This window comes from Chitinophaga filiformis (assembly GCF_900102545.1).
In the GTDB taxonomy this organism is placed as follows: Bacteria; Bacteroidota; Bacteroidia; order Chitinophagales; family Chitinophagaceae; genus Chitinophaga; species Chitinophaga filiformis.
Map to the genome: position 1 here is coordinate 16,949 of NZ_FNBN01000006.1, position 22,115 is coordinate 39,063.

Genomic DNA, 22,115 nt, shown 5'->3' on the forward strand with positions numbered 1-22,115 from the left:
TCAAATATCGCTAGTCATACATAAAACGGATAGGACAAAGGCGGCAAATTATCAGCAGTTTTTTATTTCTTTTATCCTATACACAGCTATATTGCTGCACTGTGATCACTTCTGTACCGTCCGGGAGTAACGCCCTCCGTCTGCTTAAACACCCTGATAAAATAAGAGGGGTCAGAATATCCAACTTCCATAGCGATGTCTGTTATTGTATGCATGGTAGCCAGCAATAACTGTTTGGCTTTCTCCACCCGCTGCTGTAGTATGTATATCTTTACAGTGCTGCCCAGCTTCAACTTGAAAGCGTTTTCCAGTGCACGCTCTGTCAATCCCAGGGCATGCGCACGCTGTTCCACGTTCACATGTTCTTCCGGGCATTTATCCACCCTTTCAATAAATTCGTCGATCTCTTTTTCATGCAGCAATATCAGCCTGCTATCCTGTAATGTAATGCGATGCATACTATCCAGGTAAGCGATCACCACATCACTGATGCGGTTATTATAATACTGGGCGCGCGCCTGCCCTATCAGCGGACAATTCTTCATTTTCTCTATTTCGCTGCGCATGGCGGCGCTCAGGCGGATGTAGGGCAGATGTGCTGACACGCCATTACCGGCCTTTACGGTTTGCAACATATCAGTTATCTGCGGATAGGTGTCACTCAGTTCCTCCAGCATAGCTGCGGGCGTCTGGAAGTAAACGCTGCGATAGTGTTGTCCTGCTGTCAGACTAATGGTGTAAGTAATTCCTGGCGCCAGGTATTGCATACCTACTTTTCCGGGTTGTAATTGCATACGACTATCACCATACATAACATGTATACTGCCGGTCATCATTGTCTGCATGATAATGACCGGCTTTGTGACTGAGAGTAGTAATTCCATGTCTGTTGCCGGTTCGGCATATAATTCACAATAAAAGCTATCTGCAACCTGCACCTTCTGTTTAAGCAAGGCCCCCCATTTACCGGATAAGAACAATGCTGCAGTATCTTCAATGGGCAATCTCATTTTGCGGTAACGAGCCGGTACGGCATGCGTTACCACCACGTCCTGCGCTAACTGGTCAGGCAACCGGAACTCAATTGGCATATTGGTAAGGTTTTTATGATAGAATAAATGGTATCTGTCGCTACTTCCGGGTTTCTGTATTCAACAGTCCCAGCGCGAAAAGAAATTTGTTTACGAACGAAAAAGTTTCGGCACTCTTCATACTTTCAGTATCATCCTGTTCAGCAGAAAAGGGGAATGCCAGTGACTGATAGGTACCTTTACTGACCAGCACCCGCAGGTCTTTTGATTGAAAGCCGCCTCCCAGGTAACAGTAATCATTCTCCCCTATATCAATTCCAATGTCCTGATGCAGAAACATCATTTCATCATCATTCTGAATTGTGTAGATCAATAATTTGTTCAGACCGGGCACCAGGTCAAATCTCAACAGCAGGTTATCTTCTGTAGCGCTGATAACTGTATACCAGAAGCTTCTTTCAAAGAGCTGCATCTGTTGTATCAGCACATTGCACTGGGGTGCAGTATAAAATAACGGGGGTTTCTCCGAAGACAGATAATGCTCAAGTGCTGCAGGTACGTTTTCAGTTTGTTGAAATGTCAAAAGTGGATTAAAGTTAACGTCTAGTTTCATGTTAGTTATTATTAAATGAGGAAGAGAACTTGATAGGGACCATTGCATTCATACTATCTATCCGGGATGCATATTCAACCAGCTTACAGATTGTGCTGCGGAGTCGTTGCAGTAATGTTGGCGGTTAACTACCTGAACACCTGGATGAGTGAAGCATGAACACAATTTCAAAGACAGCGCGTTGAGTATGCGCCAGTAAACGTTGTCTTCCATTTCAATCAGGTTAACTTTTATCCGTACCCTACAGGGGATCAACTGGGTTCCCTGCAATACTGCAATCCCAGTGCAGCATTGCATTATAGACTATTTGTGACTATTGAATATACGATATTTCCTGCAAAAAAAATTACACCGATTGTTAATAATCATAAGCCGTTCTGTTTTATTACATTATAGTAATGCTCTTTCTCATACCGCGTTTGCCGAAACAGCTGAGAGACATTCGTGGAAATTTGCAGTAGTATACAGCTGCCTTGCAGCAGCAACTTACATATCTTTACTGCAGTATGTACTACACTCACTACAAGGCACACTCATGCACCATTTTTCTAATATCTGATATATGTAAACATTCTGCCTAAACCCGCCATAGATTGGCGATTTATCCCTAATTTTGCGGCACGTATGGCAAAAAAAGTAATTTTACTGGTAGACGATGACAGGGATGATCAGGAGCTTTTTGGAGAGGCGATGTCCATCGTGGATAGCGCCGCTACCTGTCACTTTGCTTCCGATGGAGAAGAAGGCTTACGGATGCTGGAAAGTGGCAGCCTCCAATGCGATCTTATCTTCCTGGATTTAAATATGCCCAAGATGAATGGCAAACAGTTTCTGACTGAAATAAAAAAGAGAAGCGCCTATCGCCATATTCCCATCATTATTTTCACCACTTCATTAAGAGAAAAAGATGGCATTGAGACTGCCGAACTCGGCGCATCACATTTCCTGACCAAACCTTCCAGCTTTGGCGAACTGTGCAAACAGTTAGAAATTGTACTGGTTAAAGCTCTTGCCTAATAAACTTCCAGTTTATCCTTTACAGGCAGTTTCGGGAACGGCTGATGCGGTTCTGTCTGGTACCAGTATACAACAGAGGAGATATCTGAATGCTGTTGCAGATACCTTCCTCCTTCCCGCCAGCCCAGATCCTGAATAGTAACCCGCAGTTCCTTTTCAAAACGGATAGGGTCCATAATATGCCAGCGGTACATACCAAAACGCTGCCGTACCCGGTATGTTCCATCAGGACGTATTACCTGATGTAATCCTGCATAAGGTGTACAGAACTCTGTATACTTGCCTCCTCTATCGAAGTTATAGGAACCACAGAAATAATCTTCAGTGCCTGTTCCACAGATAGTAGGGAACTTCGTATCTCCGTCCATAAAGAATTTGATCTCCCCTTCTCCCCACCAGCCGGAATTATTCACTCCTAAGGCCATAAAGGTGCCCACGTATTGCCCCTTTCCTTTGATGTTATCTACCAGCACATAATCTGATGTGGTATCAGGATTAGTACGGCGGAACTGTGCATGGAAATAGGCGGCGTCATCAGGCACATCTGTCAGTGTATAATCCACCTGGTAATACAGCGTCATTTGTTCCGTATTGATGTTCTCCATCGTGATACGGCATTTCTTCCGGAAAGGCATCATCCAATAGCTGTTAAAGGCGCTGCCGGGATTAACGGTGATAGCCATGGAATTCAGCGGTACATATTCATTCCAGGCCATACCGAAAAAGTCGCCCACAGGACATTCCACAGAGGGTTCCTTCTCATCATCCCAGTATATACGCAGAATGGAATAACGCCATACACCTGTCGGCGTCATCCAGATATGCTGGATAGCTCCCGGACCGCTTATTTCACCGAGTGTGAATGTCTGTCCGGGTTTAATAATAACAAAGGGATTCACCTTCCATCCCTGCCCCAGTTCACGTGCCGCATGAGAGGCATTGGCAGTATTGACAGGAGCGTCTTTCTGGGGAGTAGCCATCCCTCCTTTCCCTTTCTCGCCTGTGAGATTTTCCGGGCTGATAGAACGGGTCTTCGCATTGGATAAACGGTACAGGTTGCCAAGATTCATATCCAGGCCATTGAATTGTTGCGCAAATACTGGCACAGTAAAACAGAACAGGAGTACTAGTAACGGGAATTTTTTCATGGAATTTACTTTACGGTAAAAAGTACTAAATGAATCTTAAAAAAGAAAAGCGTGATTGCACACAGCTGCAACCACGCCCGTATCATTAATTCACGCCATTACCGCGGAAACCTATATGGTTCCCTGTTGGGTAAGCAGTTGAGAATAGATGTCGTAATTATCTTTTTCGAAGCAGACGAATATCACGTTACTTATCTTGTTGTCTGTTCTCAGGAAATCCGTCACGGCAGCTACCGCTATTTCCGCAGCAATCTGTTTAGGGAAACGGTATACACCAGTGCTGATATTAGGGAAGGCAATCGTCTGCACGTCATATCTGACTGCCAGCCGCAGGCTATTCTGATAGGCATCCCGCAGTAATGCTTTCTCTTCATCATTTCCTTTGTTCCATACAGGCCCGACTGTATGGATAACATACTTCGCAGGTAGTCGGCCGGCTGTCGTGATCACTGCTTCTCCTACTGCACATCTGCCCTGCCTATCGCGGATCTTACGACATTCCTCCAGGATGGCTGGTCCTCCGGCCCTATGGATAGCGCCGTCCACGCCACCTCCGCCTAATAAAGACGAATTAGCTGCATTGACGATAGCGTCTACTTCCATTTTGGTGATGTCGCCTTGTAACAGCGTTATCTTCATAATTTTTATTATTCGTCATGTCTGTATGCAAATATAATCTTATACAAATCTGTTGCCGATTTCCTGTCTATTTTTATAAATTCAGCATCCCTTTTGTAAGTTCCTCTTCTTTTCGGTCTATCTTGTATTTAATCAGGTACAATCCTCGTTCTGACGTACCTGATTTGAAAGAGATCTTATACCGATAGAAGGGACAATACAAAAATACAAAGAGGCCGGTAATTACCGGCCCCCGGATCTAAACCTCCTGGTTCTGAGGGAACAGGAAAAATATTATGGACGTTTTAAAAGCCGCCACTCGGCCAGCTGGAATAATGAGCTGTTTTTCACGGCAGATACGTTCAGGCGATAGAATTTAAACGCTACCTGGTTGTTGAAGGTATACTTCACCGTCAGGAACCTGGAGCCAAAAGACTGATCCGTCTGCGTATCTAACACCGTCCAGTCTGTACCATTATCCGACCCTTCCAGTGTCCAGTTTTTAGGATCACGTTCTGGGGCGTCATTGGCAGACGTCATGGTATAGGCGCCAGTGGTTTGCGGAGTAGCAAACTCCAGTTGCGCCCAAACCGTGGAGAAATTAAACAACAGGAACTTCGAGTTAATATTGTTGTCGATCAACTTACCTGATGTCTCATTCGCATTACTGGTATTTTCGTATTGTGTCTTATAACCAATATTGGTATTGGTTATATCTGTTTCTATCAGTCTGAAAGGATCCAATGTCATTACAATAGTACTGTGTTCCGCATCCAGCAGGTGCTTAGTGGGGTTACTAAGACTTAATGCCAGCACTGGTTTATTCTGCGCATTTCTTTTCAATGCTTCTGTTTTCACTACCAGATTAAATCTTGCCGTATTTGTGTTCGCAGGGAATGTCAGTGTAGATGGGATGCTATAATCATCGCCCTCTTTCAGTAATGCGGAGCCACTCAATGTACCATCATCTATCAATGCCTGCGCAGTATCAGGACTTGCGCTGACATTCACGGTAAAGGCGCCTCCTGCTACACCTCCCAGCGTTACAGTAACCGGCAGCATCACTTCGTTGGTACCCAGCACGTGATTAGTCCCCGAAGGCTGCTGTAGTACACTGCCTGCCCCCGCAAAGGAGATATAATGAATATCCTCCTGCCGGATAATTTCAGTTGTATTGATCAGCAAAATGGCTGTTTTACCTGCGGCATCCAGGGTGTTACTTTTACCTACATCGGACAGTCCCACTGCCAGCGCCAGCGTTTTACCATAATACCGTTCAACAGCCTGCATACTGACTTGCAAAGGCAGGGTGAATGTATCTATCCCAAAGCGGATCTCTGCCGTTCTGGGCAACTGATAATAAACATCTTCCAGCAATACTGCATCTCCCAGCTGTTGCTGTTCTATCAGGTGTGTGATGGTATCGTTGTTCACATGCACGTCCATCGTGAAGATCTTGGGAGCAGTGGCAGAGAGTACAACCTTAACCGGTATATTGAGGTAATCTGTTGTTTTAGTGTAATTGTCGCCCGAAGGCACAGCTATCCGCCCATTGGTGCTTTGAATGGATACATTCACAGGATTCAGCTGCTCATCCTGGAACTTGTCATCCTTTTTACAGGACAGCATTCCGGACAACAGGAGCAGTAACAACACAGGGAGCATATTGCGACTCATATCAGCGTATTTGCAGTTAAAAAATATATTCAGATAGATACATACGAGGTTACCCATACCCTGCCATCCATCTGCCATTTGGTATCTACCGCTATCTGCAGCCAGTTCATGATCTGCCGGGCCACGTCCACAGGCTGTGGCACAAGTTGCGACAGGTTGGAAGCGGAGCTGGGGCACATCAGGTCACTGAAATCATCCCACTGGTAGTTATTGTGTAGCTGGAAATCATGTTTGTATTCCGTCTGATCCTTGAATACGCCACCAAAACCATCTCTGCATGGCCAGTATCCTATCAGGTAGTCGTGGTAAGGATGAGAAGTAGGTAACTCTTCCGCACAGACATATTCCTTGATCACATTGTCAGGCAATGCGGCCCGCCAGAAACGGATCTCCGTAACATAGGCATTCAGCCAGCGGTTATCATCGGTTACATTCCCCGGCACATATCCCAGTGTCAGCGGGTCGTCGGTATCAAAGTTGCCATAAGAAGTGATCTCCGCCTCCGTGTTAAAGTTGCCGTCGGTGAACAGGCGGATGAAACGTTTATTATCCCTGTTCAGGAACACCGCAGTCAGGTCATGCCATTTACCATCACTGATATTGGCGCCGGTCGCCATATTAAAGCCGGCGCCATTCTGTCCGTAGTGCACGCCCCAGCCGTTTGTTTCCAAAGACATGGCCCAACCGGTATTCTTCCACCAGTCGAGGGAGAGATTATTACCAATGATATTAGGATAGGTATAGGAATAGTCACCATAAATGGTCTTGTTCTTTTTGATCTTCAGTGCGATGGTCACTTCATTGGTCTTACCAAGGGCCAGGTCTTCCTTTCCTTCGTCAATGGTAGCATATACAGCATCATTGGCTGTTTTTCCATAAAGACGCACTGCCTTGCCTGTATAACGGGCTCCCGTATAAGGCCTGTCTATGAAGTTTGGCGTATAACGGGGAGAATAGAAAATAGTGAAGGTGTTCACCTTCGGATTACTGAGGATGGTGCCATCGTCTTCATCAGGTGAAATACTGAAGGGACCTCCTCTACCGGATGTTACCACCACCAGCCAGTTTTCATGCTGATAGTTCTTACGTTGCCGCAGGGCATTCATAATATTACCGATATATTCATCCACACGCAGGATGGCCGCCTTGTATTCCGGTATGCTGACATCATAACCATAAGCCTTACCGGCAGTGGCTACCTGACTGAATTGCCCGAATATCAATCCGGCGGTATCGATCTTCAGTTCATCAAGGATAGCCTGCTCTGTTGCATCGTCGTCATTGCTAAAGGTCCGGTTCACATCTGCATCAGTGATCAGCATCTTACCCAGTGAATCTGTAGCGCTATACGCCGCTATTCTGAATGCAGGCATACGCGCTTTAATGTATTTGAAGAAGACAGGATATTGCCCAAGCCTGTTATCGCTGAAATCACTTTTCACCACACCATGCTTTTCCTTACGCACACCTGTCAGCAGATCTGCCCATGCGGTAGCATCCAGGCTAAGCGTATCGCTGATGCTGTTCCAGGAATAGATGGCATTATCCCCCAGTTCAAGCAGGTGTGACGCCTGTGCACTTCTTACAGATTCTCCACGGGCGCCATCTACCATGAGAAACAGTATTTTAGGCTGCTTACCGGTTACACCTGTCGTATCTTCATATTCCCTGTCATCGAGCAGCCTGTCATAGCCTTTGTTACAGGCTGAAAGCAGTACAACCGTAATGATCACTGCCAGCCGGTTGAAATTCTTCATATATGCGGATAATTTTATCATTTGAATAACAGGCGAACTACGTTATTGATCTCTTTATTATTGAAACGGCTAAACCTTCCCATAATGAGGGCCTGTGTTTGTCCGGAGGTATTGATGGTTTCAAACACCCTGAGCAGAAAGCCTGAAAAATCAGCGGTATTATTATATCCCTGCGCCAGTTTGCCTGTCTTGTCCAGCACCATAAACCCACTGCGGTGTACGTTTTCATAGCGGGCGAAATTACCGTTGACTATTACCAGTCCATTGCTTAACTGCTGTGCACACCAGTAAGCCTCATTGGAAGCTCTTTGTGCTGCGTTGAATTGTTCATCAGGTGTACCGTCTGGCCGCAACATCACCAGCCCGCTGTGTGCAGTACCATCGAACTTATCAAAGTTCCCCGCCAGCATGAACCTTTGTGTAGTTTCATTATAGCGGATGGTAACAATATCATTATCAGCGCCGCTGCCACCAAAGCCGGGATCCAGGCTACCGTCCAGGTTCAGACGTGCGATATAAGGTGCAGGTTGCCCGTTATAGCGCGTAAAGCGGCCTACAATGATGATCTTCCCGTCGGCCTGCTGGTAGGCATCATTGATAGGACCATTAGGACCATCAAAGCTCCTGTGGCGCGCCAGATCGTAGTTGAAGGAAGAATCCAGCGTACCGTCCGGATAAAAACGTATCAACTGGCGAACAAGGGTACTATCAGTCACGAGTGAATCCCTTTCCTGCAGATAATCTGATTTACCATATACAAAGCGCAGGTAATAATTGAAACTACCAATAGCGGTAATACGGTTATTATACACAAAGACCTTGGAGATCCTTCCATCCGTACCTCCATTAAAAGAAGGTACTGTATCTTTTTTTGTAAAAGTATTCACACTCATGGAGTCAAGAGAACCGTTACTATTCAGCACGGTGATATTGCGGATCTCGGCCTGATGGATATCGTAGGAAGCAAAGCTGCCACCTACCACCAGCTTGCCACTGGGTAATGCCGCTATACTGTTCAGTGAACCATCTGCCCCTCTTCCCGACTGAAGGCTACGATCCATTTCTCCATCGCGGGAAGTGAGTACTATCCTGCTGATGGGTCTTACAATACCTTTACGTTCATAGTCCAGGAAGTCGCCTATCAGTAAGAGCCTTCCGTCAGCGAAGCGATATACGTCACTCACCCAGCTGTCGGCGCCTACGACTACCTTATAGTTATTGTCGATATCCAGGTTACCCTTCACTTTAAACAGAGGGCCGAAGAAGATCTGATCACCGATTGTTACAGAGGTCACACCTGTACTGGCAGTAACAGGCACTTTCACCTGTATGCCGGTAGAATCCACCTTCACAATCTCTGCGACTTCTCCATTAAAGTTGAATAGCAGGGAATCTTTGTGTTTCATCAGTCCCTTGCCTTTAAAGGTGATCACTGTACCCGGTGCAGCTTCTGACGGATTCGGTATTTCCGTACTTAACGTTACACCCAGTGGCTCTTTCCCTCCGGCATAAGGATCATCATACGTTTTATCTTTTTTACAGGCTGTTATGAAAAGCATCATTAACAGCGCTGCCATTGAAATTATTCTCATGTGATGCATGCTTTTTATTAACCTCCGTTTTCCATTACGTCAATCATATCTGCAATGAAGAGATCTGCCTGGAATCCGAAATAGTAATGATCATCCGTCAGTGTATGAACTACCCCGTTGTAAGTAGTGATATTACAGGAGGCTATATAGTCAATGATCCAGTTCTCTCTGGGTCTCGCAGGATCGGGGATACAAGCGATGGAGAGCTGCCGGTATCCCACGTATTTCACACCGTTATCATCGTGATATACAACACCGATATTCATAGGCGTACCATTCCAAGACAGGTAACCCTGCCCCGGATAAGTGTTCAGCAGATTATAATCTATCTGCGGATAGTCCTTTAGCTCATTACGGCCATGGAACATATACCGCTGCAGGTATTTGAACCAGATCTCCTGTGGCACATCTGACAGCACCTTCACAGTATCATATCCCAAACGATACAGCTCATAGTTAAGACTATGCACCAATCGCAGCACACTTCTGTCGGTCGGAGCAAAGAAGGTAAGCGTATCACGGCTAAACACCTCTTCCATGCCAGCCAGTCTCACTATAGTTGCTACGCTATCGAAATAGAAAGGCACCGCGTCCAGGTAGCCCAGCGTAGTTCCTTTAAAAGCAGGATCGTGGGTACCGGAGTCCTGGTAGTATTTATCTTTATTACAGGCGCACAAACCCAGTAACAGGGCAGCCATAAAGCACAGTATTGTCCGCATAAGTATTGTTTTATCTTAACCAATAATTGTTCAGTTGCATATAGGGATTATTATCCAGCGCGGCAGAGTTGATAGGCCATGTCCAGCCGCCATTGTCGAATTGCGCCTGTGTAAGCGGATAATAACACCATTGCTGGCTTGTTACCCTGCCGGTGCGCACCACATCAAAGTAGTAGTGACCTTCCATCATCAGCTCTTTTGCCCTTTCCGTGAAAATGGCATCCTTCAGGGCCTGGCCTGATCCTCCCTGGTATAATGTAGTCTTTGCACGCTGCCTGATCATATTCATCAAACGGATCGCTTCATCTGTCTGTCCCAGTTCTGCCAGTGCTTCGGCTCTTAGCAGAATAGCTCCGGCGTACCGTAGTATAATAAGGTTGTTATCCACATTCACATCTTCATTACCCTGCTCATAAAGACTGTTATACTTGAGGAACATGAATGTGCCGTCATTGGAAAACATCTGTGAGTCAAACCACATTTGTATCCTGGCGTCAGGTACGCCGGAAGGATACAGGCGACGCAGGTACTCTGCACGGAAGTAGCAGAAACTGTACTGGTGATTCCAGGCGGGACGTTTATATGGATAGTGCACTACCAGCTCAGAAAGGTCATTCCACTTCTCGGCCAGTCCTTCTCCATAGTTGGAGCTGATCACTATATCAAAGAGGCTTTCTCTTGAACGGCCTTTGAAGATGGTGAACGATTCCTCTATCGGCAACAGCATGTAAGCGCCGCTGTTCATCAGTTCATTACCCAGATCAGCAGTAGCCTGGTAATACTTTTGCGCATTCGCTTTATCAAAACCTGCATTCCACATATGCATTTCCATCAGCAGTCCAACTGCTGACCCTCTGCTGGTACGGGCGCCCTGGTAAGCAGGTTCCGTAAATGTCCAGGGCAGATCTCCTAATACAGCTGTCAGGTCGGCGATACAGTTATTCATCACAGTCACCATCTTTTCCCTGGGCAAAGGATCCTGGTGATAAGCATCTGTATAGTATGCCACATCTCCCCAGAGTCGTACCATGATGAAATAAGAAAGGCAACGCATAAAGGTGGCTTCTGCTTTATAGGTCCTTTTACGGGCATCTTCCAGATCGGGTATGTCACGCCTGTCTATTTCATAGATCAGGATATTACAAGCCTGTATCACACGATAATAGGGCTTCCAGTCTGCCAGCATATAAAGATCAAAGATGTCCCAGAAGTCTTTGCCTGGTGGCCTGTAAATAACCGGTATCAGGTCATTCTTGGCCACATATTCAACGAAGGTCCTGTCTGCCCCGTCACCCTTTGGTGACATTGCCAGCATACCGCCCCTCGCTTCTCCTGCCAGTGCAAACAGCGGACAGGCACCTGCAGCATCTCTGAATAGGCCATAGATATCCCAGATATTGTCTTCCACATCTTTTGCTGACTTGAAGAACGTGTTTCCTGAAAGCCTGTCCAGCGGCTGCACATTCAGGAACTTCTTACACCCGTACTGACTGCAGAGCAGTAAACAGGCAGTGATATAAATAAACCTCCGGAGCATAGCAATACTTTTAAAAACATTAGAATTCAACATTCATCCCGAAGTTGTAACTGCGGGCAATAGGATAACCTCCCGACTGGTCACGACCCAGGGCAGATACATTCTCCGGGTTAGGACCACTGTATGGCGAGAAGGTGATCAGGTTATTGCAGGACAGGTACATACGGACAGAGTTGATGCTGTAGCGGCTGGTGAACTTCCTGTTTACCAGGTAAGCCAGCGTTACTGTATTCACCTTGAAATAAGAACCATCTTCCTGTATCAGCGTCTGATCATAGCGGTAAGGCCGGATGTCGTTATAGCGTTTATAGTCAAATGGATTAGGATATTTTGCCGTGGAACCCGGTCCTTTCCAATAGTCTACATCGCTGAAGTCGACCATGGCTTTCTGATTGTAAGGATCTCCGAGGAACTGCATTCTCTCTGCAAATGCATTGTTCAGGATATCCCTGATAAGTGTGAAAGAAGTGCTGATGTTGAGAGAGAAGTTTTTCCAGTTCACATAAGACTGTATACCACCAGTGATCAGCGGCTGTGAATTACCGGCAGGCACATAGTCATTTCCATCCAGGATATAGTTACCATCCACATCTTTCCAGATAGGATCACCCGCTTTAAAGTAAGTACCGCTTGCTGTTCGGAAACGTTGCCCTGTAGCAGGATCTACTGGTACATCTGCATCAGTGGCGTAAACACCTTCTGTTTTCAACAGGTAGTTCGTAAGACTGTTACGACCTACACGGAACAGGGTATGCTGACTGGTCGAATTGTCATATTGCACTAACTGTCTTGCACCATTCGGGAGACTGGTCAGCACGTCTTTATTCAGAGCGCCATTCAGGGAGATAGTCCATTGCACTTCACTGGTACGGGGTAGCGGACGGAAGGTGAAAGTCAGTTCATAACCGTAGTTGATCAGCGAAGTTTCATTGGTAGTGATCTCATTGAAGCCGGTAATATTAGACAATGATTTGGTACGCAGCAGGTTCTTCACCGTTTTGTAATAACCATCGAAGATCACCTCTAGCCTGCTGTCAAAGAAACCAGCCTCAAAACCGAAGTTATACTGTGTAGTGGCAGTAGGCTGCAGATAGGTATTGGGCAACCGGCCGAAGTTGATACCTAAGCGGGGATTGGCATTGTAGGTACCACGGGGATCATAGGTACCATAGATGGAAAAGATATCTCCGGTAGGTACGATGTTTTGTCCCCAGCTACCACGCAATGAACCATAGGTCAGCCATTTACTGTCGCTCAGACCCGGTTCCTTATTGAAGTTCCAACGGAGTCCGATAGCGGGATTTTTTGAGTAAGGATCTTCGAACCCGCTGCTGGATGTACCGTCCATACGGTAGCTGACATCCAGTACATACTTCTGCTTGTAATTGTAGGAAAATGTTCCTGCAAAGGAGGCCACGTGCTGTTTGCTGTAGTTATCCAGGAGACCTCCCCCGCGGGAAGCATATCCATCATAACCGAGCGGTCCTTCGTATTGGTTATTCGGCGTTTTCTCCTGCTGAATCACCTGTGCCTGGAAACCGCGGTTATAGAATTCGTTAAAAGCAGAAATGAAGAAATTGTGGTTTGTATTAAGGATATAGTTGTATGATATCGTGTTACGGTTGTACAATGTGTACTTCCGGTCATTGTAAGCATAGATCTGCGAGAAATCATTATGCGCCTCTGCAGGTGTGAATCTATCCTCCGTATTGGAAGCATATTCATAACTCACGCTGGAACCGAGGTTCAGTCCCTGTACCAGCTGATAGCTCACATCAAGACTGCTGCGCACGTTTCCTGTTTTGTTGTCATTCCGGGTATTCAGTGCAGACAACACACCTGCAGTACTCTGGTAAAAAGAAGGTCCCGGCAACAATGATGATGCAGACGCATTATTCGATACACCACTTTGCGTAAGGCCATTACCATCACCCTTATTTCTTCTACCTACCTGTGTGGACAAAGTAGTGAATACCCTGAATTTAGGATTAGGCTGATACAGCATGTTGGTATTAATAGAATAACGGTCAAATCCTGTATTGCGGATCACACCATTTTCATGATAGTATCCCAGGTCTACTTTATAGTTAAACTTAGGATCACCACCGCTGATATTCACGTTGTGTGTCTGGTTGTAAGTAGTGGCATAGAACACATCCTGCCAGTTTGTAGAGTTGTTGTAATAGGGATTCAAACTATCCGCCAGGAAAGCCTGGTTAGAGATCTTGTAAATATCTTCCATGTTATTTCCTCCGTAGATCATACCCAGCCTTATTCTCCTCTCTTCCTTACCACCTATAGTAGGGCGTAGCTTAGGAGGATTATTGATGAAGAAGTTACCGGTATATCTTACGATGGGGATAGGAGAACTACCACGTCTTGTCGTGATCAGGATTACGCCATACGCACCTCTTGATCCGTACAAAGCCGTAGCCTGCGAGTCTTTCAGGATCTCCATGCTTTCAATATCTTCCGGAGGAATCAATGACAGAGGGCTTACGCCAGGTCCTGCCGACTGATAACCATATTCAAAGTTAGCGTCTGCTTCCACCGGCACGCCATCAATTACATATAGTGGAGAAGTCGGCGAAAGAAAAGCATCATTACCGCTACCGGTAACACTGATATTGGACAAGCCTCTGATCTGTATGATACCACGGCCACCAGGTGTACCGGTATTGTTCTGGATATTCAGACCGGCTACACGCCCCTGTAAGAGCTGTTCCACATTCGATACAGGAATATCCTGCAGTTCTTTACCACTTACAATCACGGCAGAACCTGTGGTCACTTCCCTGGTCTTCTTCTGATAACCGATCACCACCGCTTCATTCAGTTTGTTCTCCGTTACCACCAGCCTTATTACAAGATCACGTTTGTCTTTCAGCTTAAACTTATAATCTGAAAAGCCGATATAGCGGAACAGCAAAGCAGCATCCGGTGCAACGGATACGCTGAAAGCACCGGCAGCATTGGTAACACCTACTGCTTTAGGCGGAGTGCCCGCCATGATACTTACACCCACCAGTGGCTCATTGGTCTGGGCATCCCTTACCACGCCCTTTACCTGTACTTTCTCCTGTGCCTGCGCCACCAGTACTGGCAGCAGCAGTAACAGTCCTATCATTTTATATAAACGCAGACATTGCATAGTCACAGTTTTTTGTGTTGTTAACTCATTCATCCCTGAACCTTGGGTTATTCCTGAAATAGAAGATGATCTCCCAGTCACCTTTCTGATAGATATTGAAATTCAGGTCCAGCACGCCGGTCTCCCTGACATTTCCAAAGCCTACCCTGGTGAAGCTGAACCTTACATATGCCTGTGAACCATCACCATTTGTATATTTTGTTCTAAAGCGCATTGCAGGAATCGGGTAAGCCACCTCGTAAGTCACTTCCGTTGCAGTCATCTGCCTATTGAAGCCATGTAAAATGGAATCCCAGGGTGTGAGATTGAATTTTTGAGGATCGATAGGCAGAGAGTCCTTATCCATGAACTTGAAGGACAAAGAATTGCCGTTTCCTTTGCGATGAAAGAATACCCTGACACTATCGCCTTTTAATGGCAGATTAGTGGCGTCATCTATCATGTTGTATACGCCCGGATGGTTGTAGATCAGCTCAAATACGGATGAATCATTAGGATTAGGATAATTCGCACGGTGTGCGCCTGTGATCGCATCATATTCATAAGGCGCATAAGCCTGTTCCCGGAACGGCATCAGGGAAATGTCTTTATACATATTGGTGCCACCGGAATTGGATGCTTCCACATCGAACAGATAACCGGAGTCAGGTTGCTGTCGCATGGCAGTGCCGACCGCTTCTGCCCAGAGTACAAAATCGCCTGACTGTTGTCTGACTTCAAAAACGGAATGTGTCTCTATGCCACGTTTAGCTTCTATCTCTGCCAATGATTTTTCATAACCGGTATAAGATGACTTCCATACCAGTGCTTCCACTTTCTGATCAAAATCATTGGTAGGTTTACCATCCTTCTTATACCTGACATTCAGTATGCGGAAGTTAATCGGTGTGGTAGAGTTATCTGTATTAAAGATCTGGGAGTATAAAGTTGTCCTTCCCAGCACAGGAGCGAATACCTTCTGGTTATACACCGCACGTTTGCTGAGATAGTCGAGATCATCCGCCGCCCATTTCCGGCAGGCGAAGAATAACAGTGGTAAAGACAGTAATATAAAAAGTCGTCGCATGGGTAGTAATTTTAGTTTAATGGCCGGAATGTGACAGACTTCACATCAAATCCTTCATGGTCTACAAACAGGCGCATCACATGCGTTCCTTTAGTTAGATAGACACTGGTAACGACGTTCTGTCTTTTATGATAATCGCCGGTATTAGGCATTTTCAATTGGCCGGTAACATCCACGCCGTCAAACTCAAGATGAATAACCCCATCACTCCTGTTGGAACCGGCGAGTACGAATGTGTTGTAATAGCCTGTTTGTTTTACCACCACTGTATAGTTCATCCATTCGCCGGTCTCGGTCCAGCCCACCTGGTAGCCGCCTCCTTCATTTCTGGAGAAGTCAATATCCACGCCTTCAGATGGACGGTATTTACCACCATTGTTTCCTGTGTTATTGTCATGATATCCAACTCCTTCTCCCCCGCTATCATAGTCTTCAAGGGTAATCACGCCAGGGATGGTCATTGGAGCGCCTTTACGGAGGAATTTAAGGTAACGCAGATCGAAGTTGGCAAAGTCGAAAAACAGCTTCATAAGATGACGGCCTGCAGTCAGCTGCACTGTTGTAGTGATATCGCGGAATGTATCGTAGCCGCCCGTCCCAGGCATTACCATTGCACTGCCTATTACCGGCTTTCCATCTATTTCGATGTGTACCCGGCCATCAGATCCACCACTACCATATCGTAGCGTCATATCATATTCGCCGGTTTCTGTGACCTCAACAGTGTAATCCATCCACTCTCCTGTCTCTGTCCATCCTACCTTGAGGCCATTTTCACTGGAGGCAGTAGTAATATCCACCTGTTCTGCAGGACGATACTGACCTCCCTGGTTATTCAACGAGAAATCCAGATAAGCCACCTTGTTGCCGCCGCGGTTGAATTGCTCCAGTCCTACTACACCAGGTATGTAGAACGGAAACTCATTCCATGGAGCAGACACTGTGGGGTTCATCCTGGGGATGAATTCATCAAAGCCGAACATGTGATCTTTATCCAGCACATTTACCAGTCCTGTTTTGGTTTTTATATCAATGGCTACTGTGCTGGCTTTACTCCACCGGTTGGTGTAGATCACACCTTTGGTATCACTGAAGGTGATCACACCCGGCCCGCCATTCACATGACCTTCTGCATTGGTACGATTGAATTTACCATGCATAGGATAGTTATACCTTATAGCAGTCAGCCTGATACCATCCTGTAATACCATTGAGCGGGAAGGGAATGTATCCCTGATAATGTAGCGACTCACAAGGGTATCAAGTTGTTCAAAGGGCACGGTGCCGATGAACATATGCCCCCGGCCCTGAATAGTGCGAAGCGTATTCATATTTTCAATGGCCTGTTTGAAGCTGGCATCAGTAGGTGCGAATACCGTATACAGACCTGACTTCAATGAGTCCGTCAGGTGTACTCTCTCCACTGCCAGCAGGAAAGAATCGTACTGATGTTCGCTTTGCAGGAACTCAAAGGTGGTGCCATCAAACTCCCTCAGCTGATTCTGATAACTGTAGTACCCACTGTCCTTTTTACAGGCTGTAGATAGCAATAGTATTCCCAGCCCTGCAACCAGCAGCTTCTTTATGTTGATCATATATCTCATCATTTTTATCATTGCCAATAGGGATTCTGGGTGATCAATGGATTCTGTTTGATGACTTCATCTGCTACCGGCCAATAGATGCCTCCCTTGGCAATCAGCTCCATAAAAGCAGGATCATTCTGTTTGATCTTGTTGTAGCGAATGAGATCAAACCAGCGCCAGCCCTCTCCCATCAACTCTTTACGCCGCTCTCTGAAGATGGCGTCTATCAGATCGCCTTCCCTGACGGCATCATAACGCTTTATCCTACGCAGGTCCCTGATTGTGTTCAACAGATCAATGGCCCGTTGCTGTTCTCCGATCACTGCCAGTGCTTCCGCCTGCAGCAATGCAATGTTTTCAAGACGCGTAATGACAATGGTGCTTGAATAGATCCTGAAAGAAGGATCTGAAGTATTACCATCCTGTATCACTTTTATCTTGCTGAAAATGGGGATCTGACTATTGAAGTTGGAGAAGTAGCGCTGCGAAGTAGGTACTCCGGTCAGTGTATCCAGGCTAAAACGCTCATCCACCGGCTGGTCAAATACTGACAGGATGGTATCTTTCGGTACATAGATATCCGGTAGTGCTTTGTTGATAACAGGTTCTGCCAGTGTCATTTCTTCCAGGTGACCAGAGAAAGAAGCATCCACATGGCCCCAGTCAAAATTGAAAGCCAGGATGTGGTTATCTTTCTTCCATTTGAAAAAGCCATTGCCGCTCACCAGTTCATCCGTGCCAACATAGTAGCTACCTCCTTTGGAGTAGTTGTCCAGCACAAACTGACCATATACAGATGCATCAACATACTTTCCCTGCCATGCGGCCACATGGGCAAGGATCGCATAGGCTGTATGCTTACGCGCCAGCACACCATACCAGCGGGTGCTGCTTTCATTGTAGTAGGCGCCTGATTGTTGCGGATCATCGGCACTGTATTTATATGGTAAGTCTGCCGCAGACTGTACCAGTTCTTTCTCCACGAATGCGAGAACCGTCTGTTTATCCTCTCTTGGTTTATTTTCAAATTCACCGTCATGTGAAGACGTGATCAGTGGCACATCTCCCCATACAGATACGAGGAAGAAATAAACATACGCGCGTATACAACGCATCTGTGCAACATCCACACGCATATTCTCTTCAGAGTATTTTGGATCGCGTGCCTTTACTTCGCCTACATGCTCGAGGAACATATTAGCGGCATTGATCACAGCATAAAAACGGCGCCAGTTGGAGAGTGATTCCAGCAAAGGATAGGCTGCCCGCAGGTCATTGCGGATAATCGCTTTCATATCCTGTCGTTGCAGCGCATAAAAATCGCCCTTACGCAATTCACCATACATCCACCAGGCATTATTATCAGCCATGGCAGCGCGCAGAAGGCCATAAACAGCTACCAGCGCCGTACGTGTATCTTCATGTGAATTCCAGAAATTCTCTTCCGATACAGCGTGAGAGGAATCAATATCCAGCAGTTTTTTGCAACCGGTAAAGGTGGTGCAAGAGAAGATGATTGTTATCAGGAATAAGCGTTTCATCAGAGATCCATTTTTAACCCTATTGTATATGTCCTGGATAATGGCAGGGAATAGCCAGTATCAAAACCATTGAAATCGACCAGCTCAGGGTCGCCCCCTGTATATGGAGTGATTGTGAAAACATTGGTAGCAGTAGCATAGATTGCCAGTCCGTTGATCTTGCCTTTTTTGTTCCACCACTTTGCCGTGGTCACATCATATTGCAGGGAAAGCGTGCGCAGCTTCAGGAAGGAACCATTCTCCATGAACAGGTCCTGATCTATGCGGTAAGCATCCACCGTGCTCCATGGATTGTATAGCGGATACTTATCGTAATTACCCACCTTGCTCCAGAACGTGATCTCCTTTACCGCGCTCATATCTATTTTACCTTCCCTGTTGATGAAGTCAAAACGGTTGGCCACTTCTGCATTCATCACTTTTCTGCCAAGTGCATAATAGAAGGACAGGCCAAGCGTAAAACCTCTCCAGTAGAAGTCATTGTTGAAACCACCAGAGATGACAGGAGATACATTCCCCTTCAAAACCTTATCATCATCATTGATCACGTTATCCCCATTGATATCTTTCCAGCGGGGATCACCGGCCATTAAAGGAATGCCTTTATAGTTAAGCCGCTTCCCTTCTTTACTTGTAGGAATATCTGCATCCCGGTTATAGATACCTTCATTCTCCAGTACCCAGTATTGATCTATCGAATTGCCCACCTTCAATAGTTTGCTGCCATTGGCGACAGACAGTTCATTCAGACCGCCAGGCAAAGCGAGCAAGGTGTTCTTATTGTGGTTAACCGTGATACCAGGCACCCATTGTACAGCGCTCTTTGCCGGCAATACAGCCGCTTTCAGGGAAAGGTCTATTCCACGATTGCGCACCTCCATTCCGTTCTTATAGCGGAAGTTATAGCCGTATTCTGCGGAGAAAGGCACGCCCAGCAGCATGTTATGATCGGTCTTGTTATAAAGGTCCAGAGAGACCTGCAGCTTATTGTTCAGCAAGGCGGTACTGACATTTACATTCAACTGGTCAGTATAAGGCCATGTGATACCGTAACCAATATAACCGGAAGAGTAGGCCCGGCTGATGCCCGGAAAACCGTTATAGGAGAAGCGAACAGGGTTGTTACTGAATGAAAGGTCCGAAGTATATTGTGGTCCTTCACCAAAACGGTCGTCCGGCATCAACCTGCCTACCCTTCCCCAGCTGGCCTGCAGCTTTAATACATCGATGGCATGGTTATCTTTTAACCAGGTATTCTTAATATTCAATCCTGCGGTGAATGTGGGCGTGAATAACCACCAGTTGTCAGGCTGCGCGCTGGAAGAACCATCTGCGCGGAACAATACGGAGAAGTCAAGCTGATCGTTGTAATCATATGCCGCGCGGCCATAGAAGGATAATAACCGGGTGCGCTGTTTGTCGAGGAAAGAGAAGATCAGCGCATGATCAAATGATTTTGGCGACAGGTATTCTGTTTTCGTATTGTCTGAATGTAACAGGTTGATACGAATCAGATCATTGGGCCCTTTATAGGCATAAGCATAGTTATACCTGTGATAGTCTGCCTGAAAACCCTGGCCAGCTTCAATAGTCACGTGGTGTTTCTCTTTCCAGGTATGATCAAAAGTGATGGTATTATTGAAGATAACCCGCTGGTTGTATCCGAAATAGTTGGACAGATAGTTCACGGTTTCCAGCAGTGTGCTTGGATAGAACAGATCTCGCAGTCCTTCATTATAGTCGAATCCGAATTGTGAGGTGATCTGCAGACTATTTGATGGCTTTATATTGATCTTAAAATACCCGTTCACTTCGTTGGTTTTGTTATCGTCGAATGACTTGGTGAACTGATCCAGGTATTGTCCATAGTACTGCTTATTAGGGGGCAATGGATTGCTCAGGTCGGGCAGGTACTGCATTTCAGCAAACCTGTCACGCAGCCATCTGCTCCGTGTTCTTTCCAGTCTTGATGCACTGATCATGGATGACACGGTGAAGCCATGTAGTGGCACCATGTTAATCTCGAACATGGCATTGTATCTATCCATATGGCTGTTGTCGGCAGTATTGGCAGAACGCTGGTTGCCTGCAGCAAACCTGAAGTTAGCCCTGTCTGTACCACTGGAAAGACTGGCATTTACACCATATACAGGTGTGTTCTTGAAATAAAGGTCTGTCCAGTTGGAAGGACCATAGTAGGCATTATTCGTAGAGTCGCGCAGATAAAGCGGATAGGTTTGCAATTGTTCAGTAGTAGCATATTTATTGTAGAACCGCTGACGGAAATCATTTTCAAACTTTGCGTTCGTCGTATAAATATGTGGTCGTTGTACAATACCAAAGTAAGTATTGAAACTGATCTTCCGGTGACCTTTAACGGGCGCCTTCGTAGTAAGAAGGATCACACCGCCATTGGCCGCACGCGGCCCGTACAATGCAGCCCTGCCAAAGTCTTTCACGACTTCTATCTTCTCGATATTATTCAGATCAATAGCGGATAGCAGATTGGTAGCTGGCCCCAGATGATTATATCCGAACAACTGAATATCGAAGGTAAAAGGATGATCCATTATAAGAGGAATACCATCCAGTACAATCGTAGGTTGCGATTCATAGATGTCCTTACTGGTGATAAAAGGGATGGCAGTACCCCTCAAAGCTATACTGGTAAAGGCACCGGACTCCCCACTGGGTTCCTGTATATATACCCCGGCAGTATTTCCTTTTAATAGCTGTTGTAATGAGGCATAAGGATAAATATTCTCGCGCTCAGGCGATATGGAATCTGCTTTTGTCCCCCTGACCACCGGATGATATTGTTTAACTGTATCCTGTGAAAAGGCATACTGTGGGCAATACACAGCCAGGCACGTGATAAAGATCCGTACAAGTACACGCATAACGTAAATAATTTAAAATAGGCAGAGCTGATCACCACGATGTATGAAAGCACACCGAGTAATCGATTACAACATGTATTTAAAATTGAATTGAATAGAAGTACAGACCAACAACGATAGGCCTGTTCTTCAGCGTAGCTAAACGCTAAAAGCGGTATTATA

At 46.0% G+C, this 22,115-nt stretch carries 15 protein-coding genes; 1 reads left to right on the forward strand and 14 read right to left on the reverse strand.

The annotated features are described in order from the left end of the window. Positions 1-86: 86 nt before the first annotated feature. Both BLR32_RS22370 and BLR32_RS22375 read right to left on the reverse strand, forming a co-directional pair. Positions 87-1,091, reverse strand: a complete 1,005-nt coding sequence (locus BLR32_RS22370) for an AraC family transcriptional regulator (RefSeq protein WP_089835096.1) — start codon at positions 1,089-1,091, stop codon at positions 87-89. 40 nt (positions 1,092-1,131) lie between these two features. Further along, a complete protein-coding gene (locus BLR32_RS22375; RefSeq protein ID WP_089835097.1) occupies positions 1,132-1,644 on the reverse strand; it encodes a hypothetical protein in 513 nt (170 codons plus the stop codon). Positions 1,645-2,268: 624 nt separating this feature from the next. On the opposite strand from BLR32_RS22375, the gene BLR32_RS22380 reads away from it, so the two are divergent. Then, positions 2,269-2,661: a response regulator gene (locus BLR32_RS22380; protein WP_089835098.1), complete on the forward strand. Its 393-nt coding sequence runs from the start codon at positions 2,269-2,271 to the stop codon at positions 2,659-2,661. Here BLR32_RS22380 and BLR32_RS22385 read toward each other — a convergent pair. From BLR32_RS22385 to BLR32_RS22440, 12 genes are all read right to left on the reverse strand, one after another. Beyond that, positions 2,658-3,809: a glycoside hydrolase family 172 protein gene (locus BLR32_RS22385; RefSeq protein WP_089835099.1), complete on the reverse strand. Its 1,152-nt coding sequence runs from the start codon at positions 3,807-3,809 to the stop codon at positions 2,658-2,660. The two genes, BLR32_RS22380 and BLR32_RS22385, sit on opposite strands and share 4 nt — an antisense overlap. Before the next feature lie 111 nt (positions 3,810-3,920). Continuing rightward, a complete protein-coding gene (locus BLR32_RS22390) occupies positions 3,921-4,448 on the reverse strand; it encodes an O-acetyl-ADP-ribose deacetylase (protein ID WP_089835100.1) in 528 nt (175 codons plus the stop codon). Positions 4,449-4,721: 273 nt separating this feature from the next. Then, positions 4,722-6,104: a discoidin domain-containing protein gene (locus tag BLR32_RS22395; protein WP_143011547.1), complete on the reverse strand. Its 1,383-nt coding sequence runs from the start codon at positions 6,102-6,104 to the stop codon at positions 4,722-4,724. A 29-nt stretch (positions 6,105-6,133) separates the two neighbouring features. Continuing rightward, complete coding sequence (locus BLR32_RS22400; RefSeq protein WP_176842393.1) at positions 6,134-7,861, reverse strand: alkaline phosphatase family protein; 1,728 nt, start codon at positions 7,859-7,861, stop codon at positions 6,134-6,136. A 17-nt stretch (positions 7,862-7,878) separates the two neighbouring features. After that, positions 7,879-9,453 (reverse strand): DUF5008 domain-containing protein, encoded by a 1,575-nt coding sequence (locus BLR32_RS22405; RefSeq protein ID WP_176842394.1) that lies wholly within the window; start codon positions 9,451-9,453, stop codon positions 7,879-7,881. 17 nt (positions 9,454-9,470) lie between these two features. Continuing rightward, on the reverse strand, positions 9,471-10,172 hold the full coding sequence (locus BLR32_RS22410; protein WP_143011548.1) for a hypothetical protein: 702 nt from the start codon (positions 10,170-10,172) through the stop codon (positions 9,471-9,473). 10 nt (positions 10,173-10,182) lie between these two features. After that, positions 10,183-11,709: a RagB/SusD family nutrient uptake outer membrane protein gene (locus BLR32_RS22415; RefSeq protein ID WP_176842395.1), complete on the reverse strand. Its 1,527-nt coding sequence runs from the start codon at positions 11,707-11,709 to the stop codon at positions 10,183-10,185. Positions 11,710-11,728: 19 nt separating this feature from the next. Beyond that, entirely contained in the window at positions 11,729-14,860 is a 3,132-nt protein-coding gene (locus tag BLR32_RS22420; RefSeq protein WP_245705501.1) for a SusC/RagA family TonB-linked outer membrane protein, read from the reverse strand. A gap of 25 nt (positions 14,861-14,885) precedes the next feature. Beyond that, positions 14,886-15,926, reverse strand: coding sequence for a DUF5007 domain-containing protein (locus BLR32_RS22425; RefSeq protein WP_089835107.1), 1,041 nt, complete (start codon positions 15,924-15,926; stop codon positions 14,886-14,888). An 11-nt stretch (positions 15,927-15,937) separates the two neighbouring features. Continuing rightward, positions 15,938-17,521, reverse strand: a complete 1,584-nt coding sequence (locus BLR32_RS22430) for a carbohydrate-binding protein (RefSeq protein ID WP_176842396.1) — start codon at positions 17,519-17,521, stop codon at positions 15,938-15,940. A 17-nt stretch (positions 17,522-17,538) separates the two neighbouring features. After that, the gene (locus tag BLR32_RS22435; protein WP_089835109.1) at positions 17,539-19,053 is read right to left on the reverse strand and encodes a RagB/SusD family nutrient uptake outer membrane protein; all 1,515 of its coding nucleotides are present in this window, start codon (positions 19,051-19,053) and stop codon (positions 17,539-17,541) included. Next, on the reverse strand, positions 19,053-21,953 hold the full coding sequence (locus tag BLR32_RS22440; RefSeq protein WP_089835110.1) for a SusC/RagA family TonB-linked outer membrane protein: 2,901 nt from the start codon (positions 21,951-21,953) through the stop codon (positions 19,053-19,055). Before BLR32_RS22440 ends, BLR32_RS22435 begins: the two co-directional genes overlap by 1 nt. Between the last annotated feature and the right edge of the window lie 162 nt (positions 21,954-22,115).